At 34.2% G+C, this 19305-nt stretch carries 15 protein-coding genes and 1 pseudogene; 9 read left to right on the top strand and 7 right to left on the bottom strand.

Going from position 1 to position 19305, the window contains the following annotated elements; translation table 11 throughout:
• Positions 1 to 455: 455 nt before the first annotated feature.
• Positions 456 to 1526 (top strand): glycosyltransferase, encoded by a 1071-nt coding sequence (locus FFWV33_RS06135; RefSeq protein WP_108740091.1) that lies wholly within the window; start codon positions 456 to 458, stop codon positions 1524 to 1526.
• A gap of 79 nt (positions 1527 to 1605) precedes the next feature.
• Here FFWV33_RS06135 and FFWV33_RS06130 read toward each other — a convergent pair whose 3' ends face one another.
• Both FFWV33_RS06130 and FFWV33_RS06125 read right to left on the bottom strand, forming a co-directional pair.
• Entirely contained in the window at positions 1606 to 2673 is a 1068-nt protein-coding gene (locus FFWV33_RS06130; protein WP_108742473.1) for a sensor histidine kinase, read from the bottom strand.
• A 214-nt stretch (positions 2674 to 2887) separates the two neighbouring features.
• Complete coding sequence (locus tag FFWV33_RS06125) at positions 2888 to 3571, bottom strand: response regulator transcription factor (RefSeq protein ID WP_108740090.1); 684 nt, start codon at positions 3569 to 3571, stop codon at positions 2888 to 2890.
• A gap of 224 nt (positions 3572 to 3795) precedes the next feature.
• Here FFWV33_RS06125 and FFWV33_RS06120 point away from each other — a divergent pair, with 224 nt between their 5' ends.
• From FFWV33_RS06120 to FFWV33_RS06100, 5 genes and pseudogenes are all read left to right on the top strand, one after another.
• The gene (locus FFWV33_RS06120) at positions 3796 to 6558 is read left to right on the top strand and encodes a TonB-dependent receptor (protein ID WP_108740089.1); all 2763 of its coding nucleotides are present in this window, start codon (positions 3796 to 3798) and stop codon (positions 6556 to 6558) included.
• 351 nt (positions 6559 to 6909) lie between these two features.
• Positions 6910 to 8025 carry a hypothetical protein gene (locus tag FFWV33_RS06115; RefSeq protein ID WP_108740088.1) on the top strand — a complete coding sequence of 372 codons (1116 nt, stop codon included), beginning with the start codon at positions 6910 to 6912 and terminating at the stop codon, positions 8023 to 8025.
• Between the two features lie 190 nt (positions 8026 to 8215).
• Positions 8216 to 9664 (top strand): annotated as a pseudogene (locus tag FFWV33_RS06110) (IS1182 family transposase).
• A gap of 266 nt (positions 9665 to 9930) precedes the next feature.
• Positions 9931 to 10269, top strand: a complete 339-nt coding sequence (locus FFWV33_RS06105; RefSeq protein WP_108740087.1) for a T9SS type A sorting domain-containing protein — start codon at positions 9931 to 9933, stop codon at positions 10267 to 10269.
• A gap of 92 nt (positions 10270 to 10361) precedes the next feature.
• Positions 10362 to 11363, top strand: coding sequence for a LuxE/PaaK family acyltransferase (locus tag FFWV33_RS06100; RefSeq protein WP_108740086.1), 1002 nt, complete (start codon positions 10362 to 10364; stop codon positions 11361 to 11363).
• A 144-nt stretch (positions 11364 to 11507) separates the two neighbouring features.
• Here the strand turns inward: FFWV33_RS06100 and tyrS are convergent, their stop codons facing one another.
• Positions 11508 to 12800, bottom strand: coding sequence for a tyrosine--tRNA ligase (gene tyrS / locus FFWV33_RS06095; protein WP_108742472.1), 1293 nt, complete (start codon positions 12798 to 12800; stop codon positions 11508 to 11510).
• A 428-nt stretch (positions 12801 to 13228) separates the two neighbouring features.
• Between tyrS and FFWV33_RS06090 the strand changes: the two genes are divergently transcribed.
• A complete protein-coding gene (locus FFWV33_RS06090; RefSeq protein WP_108742471.1) occupies positions 13229 to 14218 on the top strand; it encodes an NAD-dependent epimerase/dehydratase family protein in 990 nt (329 codons plus the stop codon).
• Between the two features lie 13 nt (positions 14219 to 14231).
• On the opposite strand, the gene FFWV33_RS06085 is transcribed toward FFWV33_RS06090, so the two are convergent.
• From FFWV33_RS06085 to FFWV33_RS06075, 3 genes are read right to left on the bottom strand one after another with little or no spacing between them, the layout of a single operon-like run.
• Positions 14232 to 14741 (bottom strand): DUF4296 domain-containing protein, encoded by a 510-nt coding sequence (locus FFWV33_RS06085; RefSeq protein ID WP_108740085.1) that lies wholly within the window; start codon positions 14739 to 14741, stop codon positions 14232 to 14234.
• 38 nt (positions 14742 to 14779) lie between these two features.
• Entirely contained in the window at positions 14780 to 16126 is a 1347-nt protein-coding gene (locus FFWV33_RS06080) for a dihydroorotase (RefSeq protein ID WP_108740084.1), read from the bottom strand.
• A gap of 11 nt (positions 16127 to 16137) precedes the next feature.
• Positions 16138 to 16863, bottom strand: coding sequence for a polyprenol monophosphomannose synthase (locus FFWV33_RS06075; RefSeq protein WP_108740083.1), 726 nt, complete (start codon positions 16861 to 16863; stop codon positions 16138 to 16140).
• A gap of 104 nt (positions 16864 to 16967) precedes the next feature.
• Here FFWV33_RS06075 and FFWV33_RS06070 point away from each other — a divergent pair, with 104 nt between their 5' ends.
• Positions 16968 to 17639 carry a DUF4271 domain-containing protein gene (locus FFWV33_RS06070; RefSeq protein ID WP_108740082.1) on the top strand — a complete coding sequence of 224 codons (672 nt, stop codon included), beginning with the start codon at positions 16968 to 16970 and terminating at the stop codon, positions 17637 to 17639.
• A 13-nt stretch (positions 17640 to 17652) separates the two neighbouring features.
• Complete coding sequence (locus FFWV33_RS06065) at positions 17653 to 18402, top strand: uroporphyrinogen-III synthase (protein WP_108740081.1); 750 nt, start codon at positions 17653 to 17655, stop codon at positions 18400 to 18402.
• A gap of 104 nt (positions 18403 to 18506) precedes the next feature.
• On the opposite strand, the gene FFWV33_RS06060 is transcribed toward FFWV33_RS06065, so the two are convergent.
• A complete protein-coding gene (locus FFWV33_RS06060; protein WP_108740080.1) occupies positions 18507 to 19196 on the bottom strand; it encodes a zinc metallopeptidase in 690 nt (229 codons plus the stop codon).
• Positions 19197 to 19305: the final 109 nt, after the last annotated feature.

Below are 19305 nucleotides of genomic sequence, written 5' to 3'. Positions count from 1 at the left end.
AGATCATCATTTAAAATGAATTAAAATAATTTAAATCAAAGTCCTTTTCTGACTTACACAAAAAAAATAACTTTTAGGCATGCAAAAACATTATGTTATTAAGTCAAATACTAAATTTTGCGACTTTTTTATTTCGAAAAATAACAGCTAAACATTAAGTTATCAACAATTAAAAATAGAAAAAAACCTACTAATTAAAAAATAGACTTAAAAGTTAACGTCGCACTATATTCAACAAGAAAAACAGTTTAAATTGATCAAATAAAACTACCCAAAGTATTTTGATGAACCTATAGATAAGTAAAATATGCTAAAATACATTCCTTTTAATCGCACCTCAATCTTGCTCTCCAACTTTAAAGATAATAGAGGCCAAACTTTAATAATTCCTTAATACTTCATATTTACTTACAATTCTATACAATTACTATCTTTCAAAAAAAAGAAACAGCAGTATGGAGATAGAATACGAAAACAGAACAATTCTTGTTACTGTCTTAAATTGGGGCTTAGGGCATGCCACTCGTTGTATACCAATAATCAAAATGTTGCATTATTACAATTTCACTCCAATAATTGCCTCAGACGGACCTGCCTTAGCATTACTCAAAAAAGAATTTCCCTATATTTTATGTCTACAGCTGCCGTCAAATGCAATTGAGTACCCAAAAAACGGGAATCATTTTAAACGAAAGTTACTCCAAAACCTACCCAAAATAGCGTTGACTATTCGAGAAGAGCATAAACTAATAAATCAATGGATTAAAAAGTATGAAATTATAGGAATCATCTCTGATAATCGAATGGGGTGTTATTCTACACAAGTTCCGTCAGTGTATATTACGCATCAAATTACTGTTTTGACCGGAAATACTACTTGGTGGAGCACCAAATTACACCAATACTTTATCAAAAAATTTACTGTTTGCTGGGTACCTGATCACCAGAAGGAACCTAACTTAGGAGGAAAGCTGAGCCATACCGCTACAACCAATGAATTGAGACTCGAATATATTGGCCCCGTAAGTAGATTTCATATTCACGAAGCAGAACAAAAATATGATTTACTGATCCTTTTGTCTGGTCCTGAGCCACAAAGGGAAATGCTAGAAATACACCTAATCGAACAACTTAAAAACTATGAGGGGAAAGTACTTTTTGTAAAAGGAATTATTGAAGCTGTACAAAAGAAAGAAGAAATTGGAAACGTACTCTACTACAACTTCATGAAGGCACGACAACTTGAACAATGCATACAAGAAAGCGCCATTGTACTTTGTCGTTCTGGATACACAACGATTATGGATCTAGAAAGACTAAACAAAAAAGCTTTTTTTATTCCGACTCCAGGACAATTTGAACAAATGTACTTAGCAGAAAAATTTGAGACCGAAAAAATAGCTCCTTTTGCTGATCAGGACAATTTTAAAATCGAAGATCTCGCTCAGGTATCTTCATACAAAGGATTCAAACATAGTCAAAATGAGGTGGATTGGGTCGATCTATTGAAAATATTCGAAAACTAAATCAGCTTATCATCATTGGGTTTGAGCGATAAGCTGGGAGAAATAAAATAAGTATAGTTCTTTTCGAATACTAAAAAAACTACAACTTCTTAACCGTAGGACGTTCTAAGGTAAAAGAAAATTCAGAACCGATTCCGAATTCACTTTCGACATAAATTTTCTCTTTGTGTGCTTCAACAATATGTTTCACAATGGCAAGACCTAAACCAGAACCTCCTTCTTCACGCGAACCACTTTTATTCACGCGATAAAAACGTTCAAAAAGTCGTGGCAAATGTTGCTTTTCGATTCCGCCACCATCATCGCTCACACGAACCAGTACTTTTTTCTTCGTCAAATTAACTACTGAAACTTCTGTCGTTCCGTTTTCTTTACCGTATTTAATCGAATTGACGATCAAGTTTTCAATCACCTGCTGAATACGGTCACGATCTCCTCGCACAAAATTTCGCAGCGGTTTATTATTATCGAAAGTTAATTTGATATGTTTCTTTTCTGCTTTCATTTCGAGAAGATCAAAAACATTCTGAATCAATTCAAAAATATCAAACTCGGAGTACTCCAAATTTAAATCGCCCGCTTCGAGTTTGGTGATCATATCCAAATCTTCAACGATGTATATCAAACGCTCTACTCCTTTTTCGGCACGTTTCAAGTATTTTTTTCGAATAACTTTATCTTCCATCGCACCGTCAAGTAAGGTCGAAATATAGCCTTGTACGGTAAAAAGAGGTGTTTTTAATTCGTGAGAAACGTTTCCTAAAAAATCTCTTCGGTATTCTTCTCGCACTTGGAGCAATTCGATTTCAAGTTTTTTATCTGTCGCAAACTTTTTCACCTCACGGGTCAAGGTTTCCATATCGGTCGTAATAGGCTGATTGATCAAAGTACTCGATTCTAATAAAGACACATCATCGTAGATTTTTTTCACACGTCTGTATATAAAACGTTCTACCCGATACTGCACGACTACAAACGAAAATGCAAATAATGTAATACTGAAAACAACTCCGAAGCCCACCAACTGCCTTACTGTTGCCGAAAACATAACAGCAACCAAAAAAAGCACAAATGCAGTCGAAAAAAGACTGATATACATCGATGATTTTACGGCAAATTTGTACGTTTTTTTAAAACTAATCTTCATAACCCTATTTAATAAAATAATAAAAATGGGCCAAAAGCCCATTTTAAAATGTTTGTATGTAAAGATAAAAAACTATTTCGCACTCTACAGAGGAATATTGAAAGGTCAAACCTGATTAAGTTACAAGGAATTGCACTTAATCAAACAATTTAAAACCTGCATTCTATATGTTTTTTTCTAATTTAAAAATGTAACATTATACAATGTTCATTCTTTAAACTTCAAATTTATACCCAACTCCTTTAATAGTTTTGAATAAATCTTCTCCAATTTTTTCTCTTAATTTTCGAATATGAACATCGATAGTTCTTCCTCCGACAACAACTTCATTACCCCATACTTTATCCAAGATTTCGTCTCGTTTAAAAACTTTACCTGGTTTGGAGGCTAGTAAATAAAACAATTCAAACTCTTTTCTAGGCAAAGAAATTTCTTGACCTTCCATAACAATTTTGTACTCTTCACGGTTAATCTCGATACCACCTACATTTAATGTCTCACTATCTTGATCTGCTTCGACCAATCGTCTTAATAAAGCTTTCACTTTACTAACTAACAATTTAGGTTTAATAGGTTTGGTGATATAATCGTCTGCTCCTACTTCAAAACCTGCAACTTGTGAATAATCTTCACTGCGCGCAGTTAAGAAAGTAATAATCACGTTACTGAGTTCAGGAATTTTTCTGATATTCTCGCAAGCTTCCATTCCGTCCATCTCAGGCATCATGACATCCATGATGATTAAATCTGGAATTTCTTTTTTAGCTTTAACAATAGCTTCTTTACCATTTGATGCTGTAAATATCTGATAACCTTCTTGAGAGAGGTTATATCCTACGATTTCCAAGATATCCGGCTCGTCATCTACTAGTAAAATTTTAGTGTTCTTGTTTTTCATATAAATAGCAAAATTAGATTTAAATCATTAGAAATCTGTTGTTTATTAAACTAATGATTACAATTGCGATGGTAAATATAACAATAAAATAATCGGTAAAAACTGAGTTTACATTAATTTAATTACATAACCTTTAGGTAATATTAAAACAACTTATTGGTAATACCTCGTTAACTTCGACTTAACACTTCTGCCGTTACTTTGCACAAAATTAACAAAAGAGTATGAAACTTAAATTATTGATTGTAGCATTTTTAATCTGTTCATTTACTTATTCACAGAATAAAGGAACTATTACAGGAGTACTAACCGATAAAGAATCAAACAACGAATCATTGCCATTTGCTAATGTACTACTTAAAGGAACAAAAGCCAATACAACAACCGATATTGATGGAAAATATACCATCGCTATTCTACCAGGAACTTACACTATTCAATTCAGCTTTGTAGGTTACGAACCAGTTGAAGTACCCGTAACTGTAGTAAGCGGAAAAACAATTGTATTAAACAAAGCCTTGTCATCTGGCGGTTACAAACTAGAAGATGTAATTATTAGAGCAGCGCCAACTAATAGAGAAAAAGAAACTGCACTTTTACTAGACCAAAAGAAAGCCGTAGAAATCAAACAATCTATAGGTGCTCAAGAAATGTCTCGTAAAGGCGTAAGCGATGTTGCTTCAGCAGTTACAAAGGTTAGCGGGATCTCTAAGCAAGAAGGAACTGGTGGCGTATTTGTAAGGGGGCTAGGTGATAGATATAATGTAACAACTCTAAACGGATTACCATTACCTTCAAACAATCCTGCTAATAAAAATATTTTACTTGATATATTCTCTACCGATATTGTACAATCAATCGGAATTAGTAAAACTTTTGAATCTCAAAATTATGCCGATTTTGGAGGTGCAAATGTTGACATTGCTTCAAAAAAAATGACTGGTTCACCTTTTGTACAAATTAGTGTAGGAGCTGGGTCCAACAGTAATGTAGCAAAGCTAGATCATTTCTACCTACAAGATGGTCCATCTTACAGCGGATTTAAAAGTGTAACAGCTCCAGAAAATCCATTACTACCCTACAACTATAATAGTAGTTGGGACAAACAAGAGAGAAAGTATAAATTAAATAATAACATTGCTGTTTCCGCTGGAAAGAAATTTAATATTGGAAACAACGGAGCAAGTGTAGGTACTTTTATTACTGCATCTTTTGACACAGACAATAAATTTAACGAAGGAGTTTACAGAACAAATATTACGGCACAAGGTTTAGCAAATTCTGATTTTTATAAAAAATCAAGTAAATACAGCAGTAACTCAACAGTTATGGGTACAGCTGATTATAAAATAAACAAAAATAACGCTATATTTTACACAGGATTATTCTTAAACTCAACTTCTCAAGACTACAGTGAATACGACGGAAAGAATATAGAATTTCCAGGTATCGATCCAATTGGTTTCATCAAACGTGGTACGTTTGACAAAACGCAATTACTACTAAATCAATTGATTGGTAAGCATAAATATAACGAAAAATGGGAAGGAAACTGGAGTCTTGGATACAGCATGCTAGACAACACCATTCCGGATCGTATGCAAAACACCTTTGTTCCTACTGCAGACGGATCAGCTGATTACACTTTTTTCAAAAACTCAAGTATCAACAACCATAGATACTACCAAAGCTTAACTGAAAACGAAATTTCTGCAAACCTATCAGGCTCTTACAACTTCAACAAGAAAGAGGACGATTTTAAAGGAAAAGTTACTTTGGGATATTCTGGTAAAATGAAAAATGTAGATTTTAACTCTCAGCAATACTCATTCTTCCCTGTAACAAACAAAACAATATTCTCAAAAAACGAATTTGACAACACTGACACTTTTTTGAACGCTACTAATTTTGACCTTTCAAAAGGAGACACCTCTAGCAAACTAAGCCAACTATACAGTGGACATTTAAATATACACGCAGTTTACGGTAATCTACTATACAACTTCACAGATAGATTATCAGTTCTATTAGGTGGTAGATTTGAACAAATTGAACAATATGTGTTTTATGTAAGCTTAGATGCACCTGACGGACAAGGTAGAACATATAGCCCAGTAAAATTTCTTCCAAGTGTTATCGCAAAGTACAAACTTAACGACAAACAGAATTTAAAATTTGCAGCGAGTAACACATATACATTACCACAATTCAAAGAAAAAGTAAAAATTCTTTTTCAAGAAGTAGGACAATCTTACGAAGGAAACGACAGATTGTATGCATCAACAAATTATAATGCTGACATAAGCTGGGAATTATACCCTAGCAGTGATGAATTACTATCTGTAACTGCTTTTGGTAAATTAATAAAAAACCCTATAAACGAAATGTTCACCAATTCATCATCTGGAAACATTACCTATGCAAACACAGGTGATAAGGCAGTTGTAGCAGGAATAGAAGTAGAATTAAGAAAAAATATTTTCGAACTAACAAAAGAAAATAATCTTAAAGACAAGCTAAGCTTTGGATTCAATGGTTCTTATATGTATCATGACCAAGACCTTAGCAACAACAAAGTACTTCTAGAAAATGGATTTGGAGCGAACTTCACATTCAAGAATTCAAAACTATCTGGTGCCTCTGATCTTTTAGCAAATGCTGATATCTCTTTTACCAGAGAACTAGAAAATGATAAAGACATTACCGCAACTTTGACTTATGCTTATGTATCAGACAAACTAGCCGTAATTGGAACATCTGAAAGAGGAAATTTAATTGACAAATCAATCAATAGATTGGATTTTATAATCAAATCAAATTTAACCAAAAAGCTTAAACTTGGTCTTTCCTATAAAAACATTTTAAACCCTGCCTACAGAAGAGTTTCAGAACAAAGCAAGGCTCCAAATATAAAAACAGCAGACATATTAGCTAGTTCTTATAAAATTGGTTCTAACATAAGTTTTTCATTGACTTACAAGTTATAATCTTACACCAAATAACCAAAAGAGGTAAAAGCAAATAGTTTTTACCTCTTTTTTTTGCCTTAATACCAAATTAGACATAAACAAATAGAACAACCTTACTTACGCAACCACTTCAAAATAACATTCAATCAATACCTCACAGCAAAAACAACACAACACACACATTATCAGACCACAAAGATTTTTAAACTAAGACATCTACTATATAAAAACAGTTATGTAAATTAATTGTTATTACAGTACGCCGCAATACTTCAATCCTTAACACCATAATAATAATGGGTTAACGTCAATAAAACCTTAAGAATGTTTCTTTGTAGTGTTAAAAAAATCAAACAAAATTATAAAAAAATGAAAAAATCAATTTTAGCAATTTTAACAGTAGGAACAATTGCATTTACAAGTTGCACAAAAGATGATACTCCATCAACTGTTTCATCTTCTTTCGAATTAAAAGTAGATGATTTAAAAGGAAGCATCACTTCTGGAACGGTTACCTTAGATGCTTCAAAAACGTACACTCTAACAGGAGGATTAGTTGTAAAATCACCAGCGAAATTAATAATTCCTGCAGGAACAGTAATTAAATCTGATCCAACAGCAGATTCTGAAAGAGCTAAAACTATCTACATCGCTGTAGAAAGAGGAGCTAAAATATACATAAACGGTACAGCAACACAACCTGTTGTAATGACATCAGGAAAAGCATCACCAGCACAAAGTGACTGGGGAGGATTAATCATCTGTGGTGACGCTAAAGTAAATACTGGAGACAACGGAACATCTGAAGTAGGAGGTTTACTTTATGGAGGAAACAATAATGATGACTCATCTGGAGAAATCACTTATTTAAAAGTTTCATATACAGGATCTAAGTTTAGTGATACTAAAGAATACAATGGTGTTTCTTTCTTCGGAGTGGGTCGTGGAACAATTGTAAACAACATATACACTTTTGAAAGTGGTGATGATGCGGTTGAATTTTTTGGTGGTGCAGTTAACGCTACTAATTTAGTGCTAATTAATTCTTATGATGATTCATTGGATTATGCTGATGGATACATCGGAACAATTTCAAATGTATATATCAGCGGTATTTCTTTTGGAGGAGTAGAAGGATCTAACAATGGAGCAAACGATATTGCTTTACCTATGACAGATGCCAAAATCAATAACATATCAATTGTGAAAGGAACAGATGCTAAATTTACAGCTTCTGAAAAAGCAATCAACTTTAAAGAAGGTGGTGGAAAGCAAACTTACACAAACTTATTTGTTGACGGAATTACTACTTTTGCAAAATTAGATCTTGGAACTGGTGCAACTGCAAGAATAGCAGCAGGAGATTTCAAAGTTAACGGAATGAACTACGTAGCAGCAAACAATACAACTAGTACTTACGTTACTACACAAACTGGTGCTGGTGCTGGTGCAACTTTACCAACTTGGGCAGCTTGGACAAAATAAGAACAAACGAGTAACTGTTTATTTTAAAATAAAAAGTAAAAAACTCTAATTATATCATCAAAAGACCTTTCATTAATTTGAGGGCACTGAAAAAGTCTTTCTAATAAATTGACACATAAAAAGGAGTAGATATCTATGGATTTCTACTCCTTTTTTCTTATATTTAAATCTAATTATAAGTGTTTTTTAGATGTTAGTACAACAACAAACAATACAATTCAGCGAGTATTCTTCGTTGTATGATTTAATAGTTCCAAAAGAAAATCTATTAAGAAAAATTAATGATTTGATTGATTTTTCATTCATTTACGATGAGTTGTTAAATAAGTACTGTCCCAATAATGGGCGAATGGCAGAAAGTCCCGTTCGTATGTTTAAGTATTTACTACTTAAAACAATCTATACTGTTTCCGATATTGATGTCGTGGAGCGTTCTCAATACGATATGTCCTTCAAATATTTTTTGGATATGAATCCAGAAGACGATGTTATCAATCCGAGTTCGTTAACAAAATTTAGAAAACTACGTCTAAAGGATACCGACCTATTAAATCTGTTGATAAACAAAACAGTCACCATTGCTATCGAAAAAGGTATTATTCGTTCGAAGTCTATCATCGTTGATGCCACACATACTTTATCAAGATCCAATCCATTTTTAGCCATCGATGTATTGAGAGAACGTTCCAAGCTACTGCGAAAAACAGTATACAGCTTTGAGCAGGAATTCAAAGAACATATGCCTGAAAAAAATACAGACAATGACTTAGAGAAGGAACTTGCTTATTGTAAAGAGTTGGAAAAACGCATTGAAAATGAGCCGTCAATAAGTTCGATTCCAGCTGTGAAAGAGAAATTAAATCTACTCAAAGAAACTGTAGAAGACACTCAAGAAAATTTTACCTTATCAAAAGATGCAGATGCTAAAACGGGTCATAAATCTGCTGATAGTTCTTTCTTTGGATATAAGACTCACTTAGCTATGACCGAGGAGCGCATCATTACAGCGGCTGTAGTCACATCAGGTGAAAAAGGGGATGGGCCAGAATTACCTAGACTTTTAGCGATTAGTCAAAAAAACGGAATTGATGTTGATACTATTATTGGGGATGGAGCTTATACAGGAAAAGAAAATCTCAAACTCACAAGGGAGCAAAATATTAAAGTGGTAGCCAGACTAAATGTTACAATAGCACAAGGAGCTAGAAAAGACGAAGATAAATTTGACTATAATAAAGATGCCGATAGATTTGTTTGCACTGCTGGTCATATGGCCATACGAAAGGCTCGCCAAGGTAAAAAAAATGTTGGAACCAATCAAATACAAACCTACTATTTTGATGTGGAAAAATGAAAGACCTGCTCTTTAAAAGAGGGTTGTTATAAAGAAGGATCCAAGACAAAAACATATTCGGTGTCGATAAAATCGGACTTACACCAAGAACAAATCAGCTTTCAAGAAACTGACTATTACAAAGAAAAAGCAAAACATCGATATAAAATAGAAGCGAAAAATAGTGAGTTGAAAAATGTACATGGTTATGATAGAGCAATATCATATGGCATTACCAATATGCAAATGCAAGGTGCAATAGCAATTTTCGCAGTCAACTTAAAAAGAATACTCAAATTAATGTAGAAAAATGAAAGCTACTGCTGCATTACTCAAAATGACTCTAGCTAAACTCAAAATAGCCTTATTGAACCAACATTAAAAATCAAGATTAAAAAGGAAAACGCTTGCAACGGATTATATAACTCCTGTTACAAGCGTTTTTTTATTGTCTAAAAAACGATGATAATCAAAATATGCGATGTTTTTCAGTGCCCTCATTAATTTGAAAGGTCTTTTTTTTGTTTCCTATTTAATATTTTCTTACATTTACTTTATTGTAAAAATAGGCGATGACAAAAAATTACTTTTATACTATACTCTTACTGGTTTTTCTTAGCTCCTTTAACGTTAGCGCTCAAGATGCTAAGCAGTTACCCAAAACGCAAGATAGCGCCTCTATTGAGGGACTAAACTTGTATCCAAACCCTGCAACTAACGGAAGAGTATCTATTGCGACAAAAAATGATTCGGACAAAGACATTACCATTTTTGATCTTTTAGGAAAGAAAATTTTGCAAACAAAATTATCCGGAAGAGAATTAAATATCGCTAATTTGTCTCCTGGTGTTTACATCATCAAAATCAATGAAGACAATGCAACAGCAACACGAAAACTTATTGTAAGATAAAAATTCATAAATAAATCACAATTAAAGCCTCAAAATTATTTTGAGGCTTTTTTGTTTTTTTAGTTTACTACTTTTGTATAAAAAGTATAAAATTGATTGCAACTACTGACATCTTCACAATAGCCTCTCAAAAGCAATTTGAAAAAATAGCTCTAAAAACCTTTCGATACCAATACGAAAACAATTTGGTCTATCAAGAGTTTTGCAATCATTTAAAAACCGATGTTCAAAAAGTAAAATCAATTGAACAGATTCCGTTTTTACCTATTCAATTTTTTAAAAGTCATAACGTTGTTAGCAATAACAACCCAATCGAAACTACTTTTACCAGCAGCGGTACTACCGGAATGATAACGAGTAAGCATCAAGTCACCGATGTTTCTATTTATGAAGAAAGTTATCAGAAAGCTTTTTCAGAGTTCTATGGTAACATCGAAGATTATGTTGTTCTCGCCCTCCTACCCTCTTATCTAGAACGCGAAGGCTCATCATTAATTCATATGGTCGAAGATTTGATACAACGCACCAACCGACCTGAAAGTGGCTTTTATTTGCACAATCATGACGAACTTATAAAAAATCTCACCCAACTAAATAAAGAAGGAAAAAATATAATCCTAATTGGAGTTACTTACGCTTTATTGGATTTAATTGAATACTCTAAATCTATTTCGTTCCCCCTTTGGGGGCTAGGGGGATCTACCATTATTATGGAAACTGGTGGTATGAAAGGCAAACGAAAAGAAATGATTCGAGAAGAATTACACCAACAACTATGTGATGGTTTTGGCGTAACTGCTATTCACTCTGAATATGGAATGACCGAATTATTATCGCAAGCTTATTCTCTGGGAGATGGAATTTTTGAATGTCCTGCCTGGATGCAAATCCTAGTGCGCGACACCGAAGACGCACTGACCTACATACCTACAGGAAAAACAGGTGGAATCAATGTGATTGATTTAGCAAATATTAATTCTTGCTCATTTATTGCAACGCAAGATTTAGGCAAAAAATATCCCAACAACTCTTTCGAAGTATTGGGACGTTTTGATAATTCAGATATACGTGGATGTAATTTAATGGTTTTGTAGTAGCTTTTGGCATTTGGCTCTTGGCTCTTGGCTTTTGGCTCTAGAACGCAAAGGAAAAATATACAAAGAAAAACCCCTGCTAGCGTTTTAAACTCAAGCAGGGGTTTTTATATTAAAACCGATGACTCGGACTTGTAGTCAAAATTAAACCACTCTTACCACAAAATAATTTTTCTTTCCGCTTTGTAATAATACAAATTGGTTGTTTATTAAATCTGTCGCAGTTAGCATAAAATCTTCTTTTACCTTATCTCTATTAACAGAAATTGAATTGGCAGTCAAAGCTCTTCTCGCTTCTCCATTGGATTTAAAAAACCCTGTTTTATCATTCAAAACAGTGATAATTTCGATTCCGCTTTCAAGATCTGCTTTTGCGATTTCAGCTTGTGGCACACCGTCAAAAACTTCTAAAAAGGTTGCAGCATCCAATTGCTTCAAATCATCAGCATTAGCGTTTCCAAAAAGGATTGCCGAAGCTTTAATGGCATTTTCCAAATCGGCTGCAGAGTGTACCATAACAGTAATTTCTTCTGCCAAACGCTTTTGCAACAAACGCAAATGCGGCGCTTCTCTATGCTCAATTGTCAATGACTCTATATCTTCTTTCGATAAAAAAGTAAAGATTTTTATATATTTTTCAGCATCAATATCTGAGGTATTTAACCAGTATTGGTAAAATTTATAAGGAGATGTTCTTGCTGAATCCAGCCAAATATTTCCACCTTCAGATTTTCCAAATTTAGTACCGTCTGCTTTTGTGATTAACGGACAAGTCAAGGCATATGCTTTTCCGCTGGCAATTCTACGCACTAGCTCTGTACCAGTAGTAATATTTCCCCATTGGTCGCTTCCACCCATTTGCAACGTACAGGCTTTCTCTCTATACAAATGCAAGAAATCATATCCTTGCACCAGTTGATAAGTAAACTCTGTAAACGACATCCCTTCAGCCGCTTCTGACGACAAACGTTTCTTTACAGAATCTTTGGCCATCATATAATTTACTGTAATGTGCTTACCTACATCACGAATGAATTCTAAAAAAGAAAAATCCTTCATCCAATCGTAGTTGTTTACCAATTCGGCAGCATTTGCAGCATCTGAAGTAAAATCTAAAAAGCGCTCTAATTGCCCTTTTATCGCTTCTTGATTGTGACGCAAAGTAGGTTCGTCCAACAAGTTTCTTTCATTCGATTTTCCTGATGGATCACCAATCATTCCTGTTGCACCACCAACCAAAGCCAATGGTTTATGCCCTGCTATTTGAAAATGTTTTAATAACATTACTCCAACCAAGTGTCCTATATGTAATGAATCTGCAGTTGGGTCAATACCCACATACGCCACACGCATTTGTTCCATCAAATGTTCTTCTGTGCCTGGCATAACATCGTGGAGCATTCCTCTCCAAGTTACTTCTTCAATAAAATTTTTCATCTTTTTTTCTTCAATTTGTGCAAAGATAGCAATTCGACTGTCAAAAATCAATTTCAAAAACAAAAAGCAACTTCAAAAGGCAACTTCAAATGTCAACTTCAAATGTCAACTTCAAATGTCAACTTCAAAAAGCAACTTCAAATGTCAACTTCAAATGTCAATCTCAAATGTCAACTTCAAATATCAACTTCAAATGTCAATTTCAAATGTCAATCTCAAATGTCAACTTCAAATGTCAACTTCAAAAAGCAACAGCAATAATAAAGACAACAAAATTCTAAGTTAAGTTTAACAATACTATTTTTTATTTTTTGAAATTGATTTTTGCAATTGAAATTGACTTTTGTATTTTGTATTTTGTATTTTGTATCTTGTATTTTGTATCTTGTATTTAGAAATTGACTTTTACTTTTCTTACCTTTGAAGTTATGATTTTAGTAACAGGAGGAACAGGATTAGTTGGAGCGCATTTACTACTTCATTTGGTAGAAAAAAACCAAAATGTACGTGCCATCTATCGCACCAAAGACGGGATTGAAAAAACGGAAGCTTTATTTTTAAGTTATAAAAAAAAGGAGCTGTTCGGAAAAATTCAATGGCACTTGGCTGACATTCTTGATGTTCCGCAGTTAGAGGAAGCATTTATAGGTATCACACATGTGTACCATTGCGCAGGCCTTATCTCTTTCGATCCAAAAGACGAAAACCGTTTACGAAAAACAAACATTGAAGGCACAGCCAATATTGTAAATTTTTGTTTAGCAAAAAACATTACAAAACTATGCCACATAAGCTCAGTAGCCGCTTTGGGCGATTTGGCCGAACATGAAACTGTAGTAACCGAAGAAACAGAATGGAATCCTGAAAAACCACATTCTGATTATGCCATCTCAAAGTATGGAGCCGAGATGGAAATTTGGAGAGGACAACAAGAAGGCTTACAAACGGTAATCATCAATCCTGGAGTCATACTTGGGCCCGGATTTGACGACCAAGGTAGCGGACTACTGTATAAAAGAGTAGCCAACGGTTTGTCCTTTTTTACAAAAGGCACCACTGGATTTGTTGCTGTTCCCGATGTAATTAAAGCAGCAACGAGCGCTATGAACAGCGAACATAGTAACGAGCGCTATATTGTGGTGGCTGAAAATCGTACTTTCCAAGAAATTTTAAATAGCATGAGTGACGCGCTACACAAGAAGCATCCAACTATTGAGGCTAAGCCATGGTTATTAGAAACTATTTGGAGACTTGACAAAATTTGGTCTATGGTGACTGGTAGTAAAAGGAATTTCACAAAGTATAGCGCAAGAGCGAGCTATGGCAGTAAAATATTTTCTAATGAAAAAATAAAAGCCGATTTAAAAATCAGCTTTTTGGATATTTCTACCTATATTAAATCGATAGCAAAAGCATAAAACAAGGCTGTGATTAATTCACAACTCCTTCACTTCCAACCTCTACCGCTTCCATTCTTTCTTTAAACCTTTTGGTTTTTGCTACTGAATCTTTATCAGCTGGGATACCGTTTTTATTTGATGAACGTGTTTTTCGTTCCGCTCTATTTAACAAGGTGTCAAGTAGTATTTTTTTTGACTCTGCACGTACTTTTACTTGATCAAATATTTCTTTGTAATTTTTATAGTCAGACGCATAGTAGCTGTTACTTTGCACAAAACGAGTACTATCAATATTGTATTTTTTATACACATACTCTAGTTCATTCCCTTTATACTCTAGCATTTTGGCAGCATTTTGATACTTCACCACATTTAGCAAGGCCAAATCATAAAGAATATCAACCATTTTATCTTTGGGTATTAGGTTTTTTGGTTCTTTCAAAACCTCTTCCTTACACCCAACACACAAAAACAGTAAAAAAATGATTGCTATACTTCTCATACGCTGCATTACCTTATTCTTCACAATTGTGCTTTTCATTCTTTTTTTTATCGAATGAAAAGCACCTTGTTATTTTATTAAAAATTTCGATCAAATAATAAACGACGTCCTGCTTTAATGTCTTTCACCTTGAATGATTTGTACACCAATTGCCCATTGACAAAAGTATGAGTGATTCTAGATTTGAAAGTATAACCTTCAAAAGGAGACCATCCACATTTGGCTAAAATATTCTCTTTTTTAACTCCCCAAGGTAAACCAGCATTCACAATTACCAAGTCGGCATAATAACCTTCTTTGATAAACCCTCTCTTTTCGATCTGAAAGATTTTTGCAGGATTGTGACACATTTTTTCTACTATCTTTTCCACCGTAATTTTACCTTGATGAAACGCTTCAAACATTGCCACAACAGCGTGTTGTACTAGCGGTCCACCAGAAGGAGCTTTTAGATACGGTTGTTTTTTCTCTTCAAGTGTATGAGGTGCGTGATCGGTTGCAATAACGTCAATACGGTCATCTACAAGCGCTTTCCACAAAGCATCTCTGTCTGCTGCCGTTTTTACTGCAGGATTCCATTTTATTAAATTTCCTTTGGTTGCATAATCATCATTTGTGAACCAAAGATGGTGTACGCAAACCTCAGCAGTAATTTTCTTTTCTGACAACGGAATCTTATTGGTAAACAAGTCCATTTCTTTGGCAGTAGAAAGATGAAAGACATGCAAACGTGCTCCTGTTTTCTTTGCCAAAGCAACTGCTTTGGACGAAGAAATATAACAAGCTTCCTCTGAACGAATCAAGTGGTGAGCCGTTACAGGTACGTCATCGCCATATTCTGCAATGTATTTGGCTGTGTTTTCTTTGATTGTTGTTTCATCTTCACAATGAACAGCAATCAACAAAGGCGTACTTGAGAATATTTTTTCGAGTGTCGCTTCGTTATCTACCAACATATTTCCGGTTGAAGAACCTAAAAATATTTTGATCCCTGCTACATTTTTGGGATTGGTTTTTAATACCTCTTCCAAGTTGTCGTTGGTAGCACCCATCATAAACGAGTAGTTCGCATATGATTTTTCAGCTGCTAATTGGTACTTTTCTTCAAGAATTTCTTGAGTTACCGCATTAGGAATTGTATTAGGTTGCTCGATAAAAGAAGTAATACCTCCTGCTACAGCTGCTTTTGACTCTGATTCAATATCTCCTTTATGAGTCAAACCTGGCTCTCTAAAGTGAACTTGATCGTCAATAGCACCCGGCATTAAATAATTACCTTCGGCATCAATAATTACAAAATCTGAGGACTTAGCGCTAATGCTTTCTGAAATCTCAACAATTAAGTCATTTTCAATTAAAACATCGCCCTCAAAAATTACTCCTTCATTTACTATTTTGGCATTCTTAATTAAAACCCTGTTCATTGTACTGATACTTATAATGTATTAAATAATTTTTTGAATCTCAGAGAAATCACTCCAAATACCGCCTCTACAATAATAGAATTACTCATTTTGGATTGACCCTTGGTTCTATCGGTAAAGATAATAGGAACTTCGGTAATTTGAAATTTTCGACTAAAAGTTCTGTATTTCATTTCAATTTGAAATGCATATCCAACAAATTTAATCTTATCCAGTTTGATGGTCTCCAAAACTTGTCTTTTGTAACAAACAAATCCTGCAGTGGCATCATGAATTTTCATTCCGGTGATCATACGAACATACACAGAGGCGAAATAAGACATCAACACTCTATTCAGCGGCCAGTTGACCACATTTACTCCGGTCACATAACGAGAACCAATAGCGAGATCAGCATCACCAAAATGGCAGGCGTTGTACAACTTCTCTAAATCGTTTGGATTGTGTGAAAAGTCGGCATCCATTTCAAAGATATAATCATATTGACGCGCTATCGACCACTTAAAACCATGAACATAAGCGGTTCCTAGTCCAGCTTTTTTCATTCTTTTTTCTAAAAATAAACGTCCCTCAAACTCCGATTGCAAAACAACTACTTTGTCTGCCGTGTGATCAGGTGAATTATCGTCGATTACCAATATATGAAAGTTCTTATGCTGTGATAGCACAGAACGAATAATACTTTCGATGTTTTCAATTTCGTTATAGGTAGGAATTATAACAATACAGTCGCTCATTTTTTAAATAATTTCACCGCAAAAGTAAACTTTTTAAAGCATTTGAGTGATAATAAAACTATAATAAAAAGTTTGAAACAAAAAATTACTAATTTTGCCACACTATGACAGAACATTTACTTCATCCACGATTATTAGAGAGCAAAGATTGGGCAACCGTATTATTTGTGCTGTCATTTATATTAATAGCGGTAACCAAAACAATGAACGAAAGCCGTTTTGGAGACTTTGTGAATTTATTGTTTTCAGATAAATACGCAAAAATCTACCGTGACGCTACCCATTTGAACAGCACCTTTACTGCAACACTCTTTGTGGTACAAGCCATATCGTTTGCATTTTTCATACAATTGTCTTTGAGTGTTTTTGGCAACGCCTCCAAAACAGATTATATTTTATACATTCAGATATTGACCTTTGTCGTGTTTTTTATTTTATCAAAGTTTTTAATCGAAAAAATTATAGCTACCGCCTTCAATATTGAAGAATTAGCAGAGCAATTCAACTTACAAAAAGTGACATATCGCACCTATATCGGCCTTTTAATCTTGCCTTTCAACATAATTCTGTTTTACCAAGACAGTATTTCGATAATAATTCCGCAGACAATTATCGCTATAATACTGATAGCCAACCTGCTCTCGTACTTAACATCAATAAAAAACTATCAAAATTTAATAATCAGTAAGTTGTTTTATTTTATTTTATATCTTTGCACTCTCGAAATTGCACCCTATTTTTTTATGTATTACTGGTACACAAAAGGTAGCGCTTAGAAACTGTTAAAATATGAAAGTGAAAACTATCTTGGTATCACAACCTGAGCCTAAAGTTGAAAATTCTCCTTACTTTGAATTGCAACAAAAGCATAAAATTAAAATTGATTTCAGGCCTTTTATCCACATCGAGGGAGTTAGCGCTAAAGAGATCCGATTGCAAAAAATCGATCTTAACAATTTTACTGCCATTATTTTAACGAGTCGTAACGCTGTAGATCATTTCTTTAGAGTAGCTGAAGAAATGCGTTTTAAAGTTCCCGAAGGTTTAAAATATTTTTGTCAATCGGAAGCAGTAGCTTTCTATCTACAAAAATACGTAGTGTACAGAAAACGTAAAATTTATGTTGGAGCCAAAGATTTTGCAGATTTATCTCCATTAATCAAAAAGTATAAAGACGAAAAATTCTTGTTGCCTGCTTCTGACCAATTGAATGCTGATGCACCGACGACTTTGAATAGTCTTAAAGTAGATTGGACTCCTGCTATTTTTTACAAAACAGTAATGAGTGATTTATCTGATTTAGCAGATGTTTATTATGATGTTTTGGCTTTTTTCAGTCCAACTGGAATCAAATCATTGTTCAAAAACTTTCCTGACTTCAAACAAAACGATACTCGTATTGCTGTTTTTGGAAGCACAACGCAAAAAGAAGCACTTGACAACGGTTTAAGAATTGATATTCTTGCACCAACACCAGGAACACCTTCTATGACAATGGCTATCGAAAAATACATCAATGAAGTAAACAAAGTAAAATAATTACTTTAGCCTTTATAAAACAAATGCCCCAAAGAGTTCAAAACTATTTGGGGCATTTTTTATGCTTATTGTTTTCGAATAAATCAAAACAAATCTGATGCTAATTAATCTCGGCGGCTGTTACCCATGTATATATTGACATAGTACAAAAGCGTAGCAATAGACCCCAATGCTGCTACCAAATAAGTACGTGCTGCCCATTTCAAGGAATCTTCGGCACCGGCGTATTCAGCAGGGTTGAGCATATTTTTGTTCTTTAACCACGCTAATGCTCTGTTACTCGCATCATATTCCACCGGCAAGGTTACGATTGAAAAAATAGTTGTTGCAGCAAACAATACGATACCTATCAATAATAATTGAGGAAAAGTACGTAACATCAAAATACCACCCAACAACACCCATTGCATGTACTTGGAAGCAACACTCACAAAAGGAACCAATTTTGATCGCATTTGTAGCATATTGTACCCAACTGCATGTTGCACAGCATGTCCACACTCGTGAGCCGCGACTGCTGCAGCGGCAGCATTGCGTTGGTTGTAAACCGACTCACTTAAATTTACCGTTTTATCCGTCGGATTGTAGTGATCTGTTAATTGCCCTGGTGTCGAAATTACGCGTACATCATAAATACCGTTATCCGAAAGCATTTTTTGAGCAATCTCAGCACCACTCATATTGTTCTGCAAATGTAATTTTGAATAAAATTCGAATTTGCTTTTCAGTCTTGAACTGACCAACCAACTCGCTAGCATAATTATACCAGCAAGTATCATATATCCCATTCCCATAATTTTATGTTTTATTGTTTTCTTGTTATAAACATACAACAAATTCTGAACCAAAATAATAAGATGTCAATTTGACATTTATGATACTGTTTGAAAAGTCAACATACAA

Origin of the sequence: Flavobacterium faecale (assembly GCF_003076455.1) — a bacterium.
Classification (GTDB): domain Bacteria; phylum Bacteroidota; class Bacteroidia; order Flavobacteriales; family Flavobacteriaceae; genus Flavobacterium; species Flavobacterium faecale.
This window is presented reverse-complemented; position numbering and strand designations above follow the sequence as displayed.

Bases quoted from the DNA above. Each gene is read 5' to 3' on its own strand.
- FFWV33_RS06120 (WP_108740089.1), top strand. From the start codon at position 3,796: ATGAAACTTAAATTATTGATTGTAGCATTTTTAATCTGTTCATTTACT.
- FFWV33_RS06075 (WP_108740083.1), bottom strand. From the start codon at position 16,863: ATGAGCGACTGTATTGTTATAATTCCTACCTATAACGAAATTGAAAAC.
- FFWV33_RS06130 (WP_108742473.1), bottom strand. From the start codon at position 2,673: ATGAAGATTAGTTTTAAAAAAACGTACAAATTTGCCGTAAAATCATCG.
- FFWV33_RS06085 (WP_108740085.1), bottom strand. From the start codon at position 14,741: ATGAAAAGCACAATTGTGAAGAATAAGGTAATGCAGCGTATGAGAAGT.
- FFWV33_RS06060 (WP_108740080.1), bottom strand. From the start codon at position 19,196: ATGGGAATGGGATATATGATACTTGCTGGTATAATTATGCTAGCGAGT.
- FFWV33_RS06080 (WP_108740084.1), bottom strand. From the start codon at position 16,126: ATGAACAGGGTTTTAATTAAGAATGCCAAAATAGTAAATGAAGGAGTA.
- tyrS (WP_108742472.1), bottom strand. From the start codon at position 12,800: ATGAAAAATTTTATTGAAGAAGTAACTTGGAGAGGAATGCTCCACGAT.
- FFWV33_RS06065 (WP_108740081.1), top strand. From the start codon at position 17,653: ATGAAAGTGAAAACTATCTTGGTATCACAACCTGAGCCTAAAGTTGAA.
- FFWV33_RS06105 (WP_108740087.1), top strand. From the start codon at position 9,931: ATGACAAAAAATTACTTTTATACTATACTCTTACTGGTTTTTCTTAGC.
- FFWV33_RS06070 (WP_108740082.1), top strand. From the start codon at position 16,968: ATGACAGAACATTTACTTCATCCACGATTATTAGAGAGCAAAGATTGG.
- FFWV33_RS06125 (WP_108740090.1), bottom strand. From the start codon at position 3,571: ATGAAAAACAAGAACACTAAAATTTTACTAGTAGATGACGAGCCGGAT.
- FFWV33_RS06135 (WP_108740091.1), top strand. From the start codon at position 456: ATGGAGATAGAATACGAAAACAGAACAATTCTTGTTACTGTCTTAAAT.
- FFWV33_RS06090 (WP_108742471.1), top strand. From the start codon at position 13,229: ATGATTTTAGTAACAGGAGGAACAGGATTAGTTGGAGCGCATTTACTA.
- FFWV33_RS06115 (WP_108740088.1), top strand. From the start codon at position 6,910: ATGAAAAAATCAATTTTAGCAATTTTAACAGTAGGAACAATTGCATTT.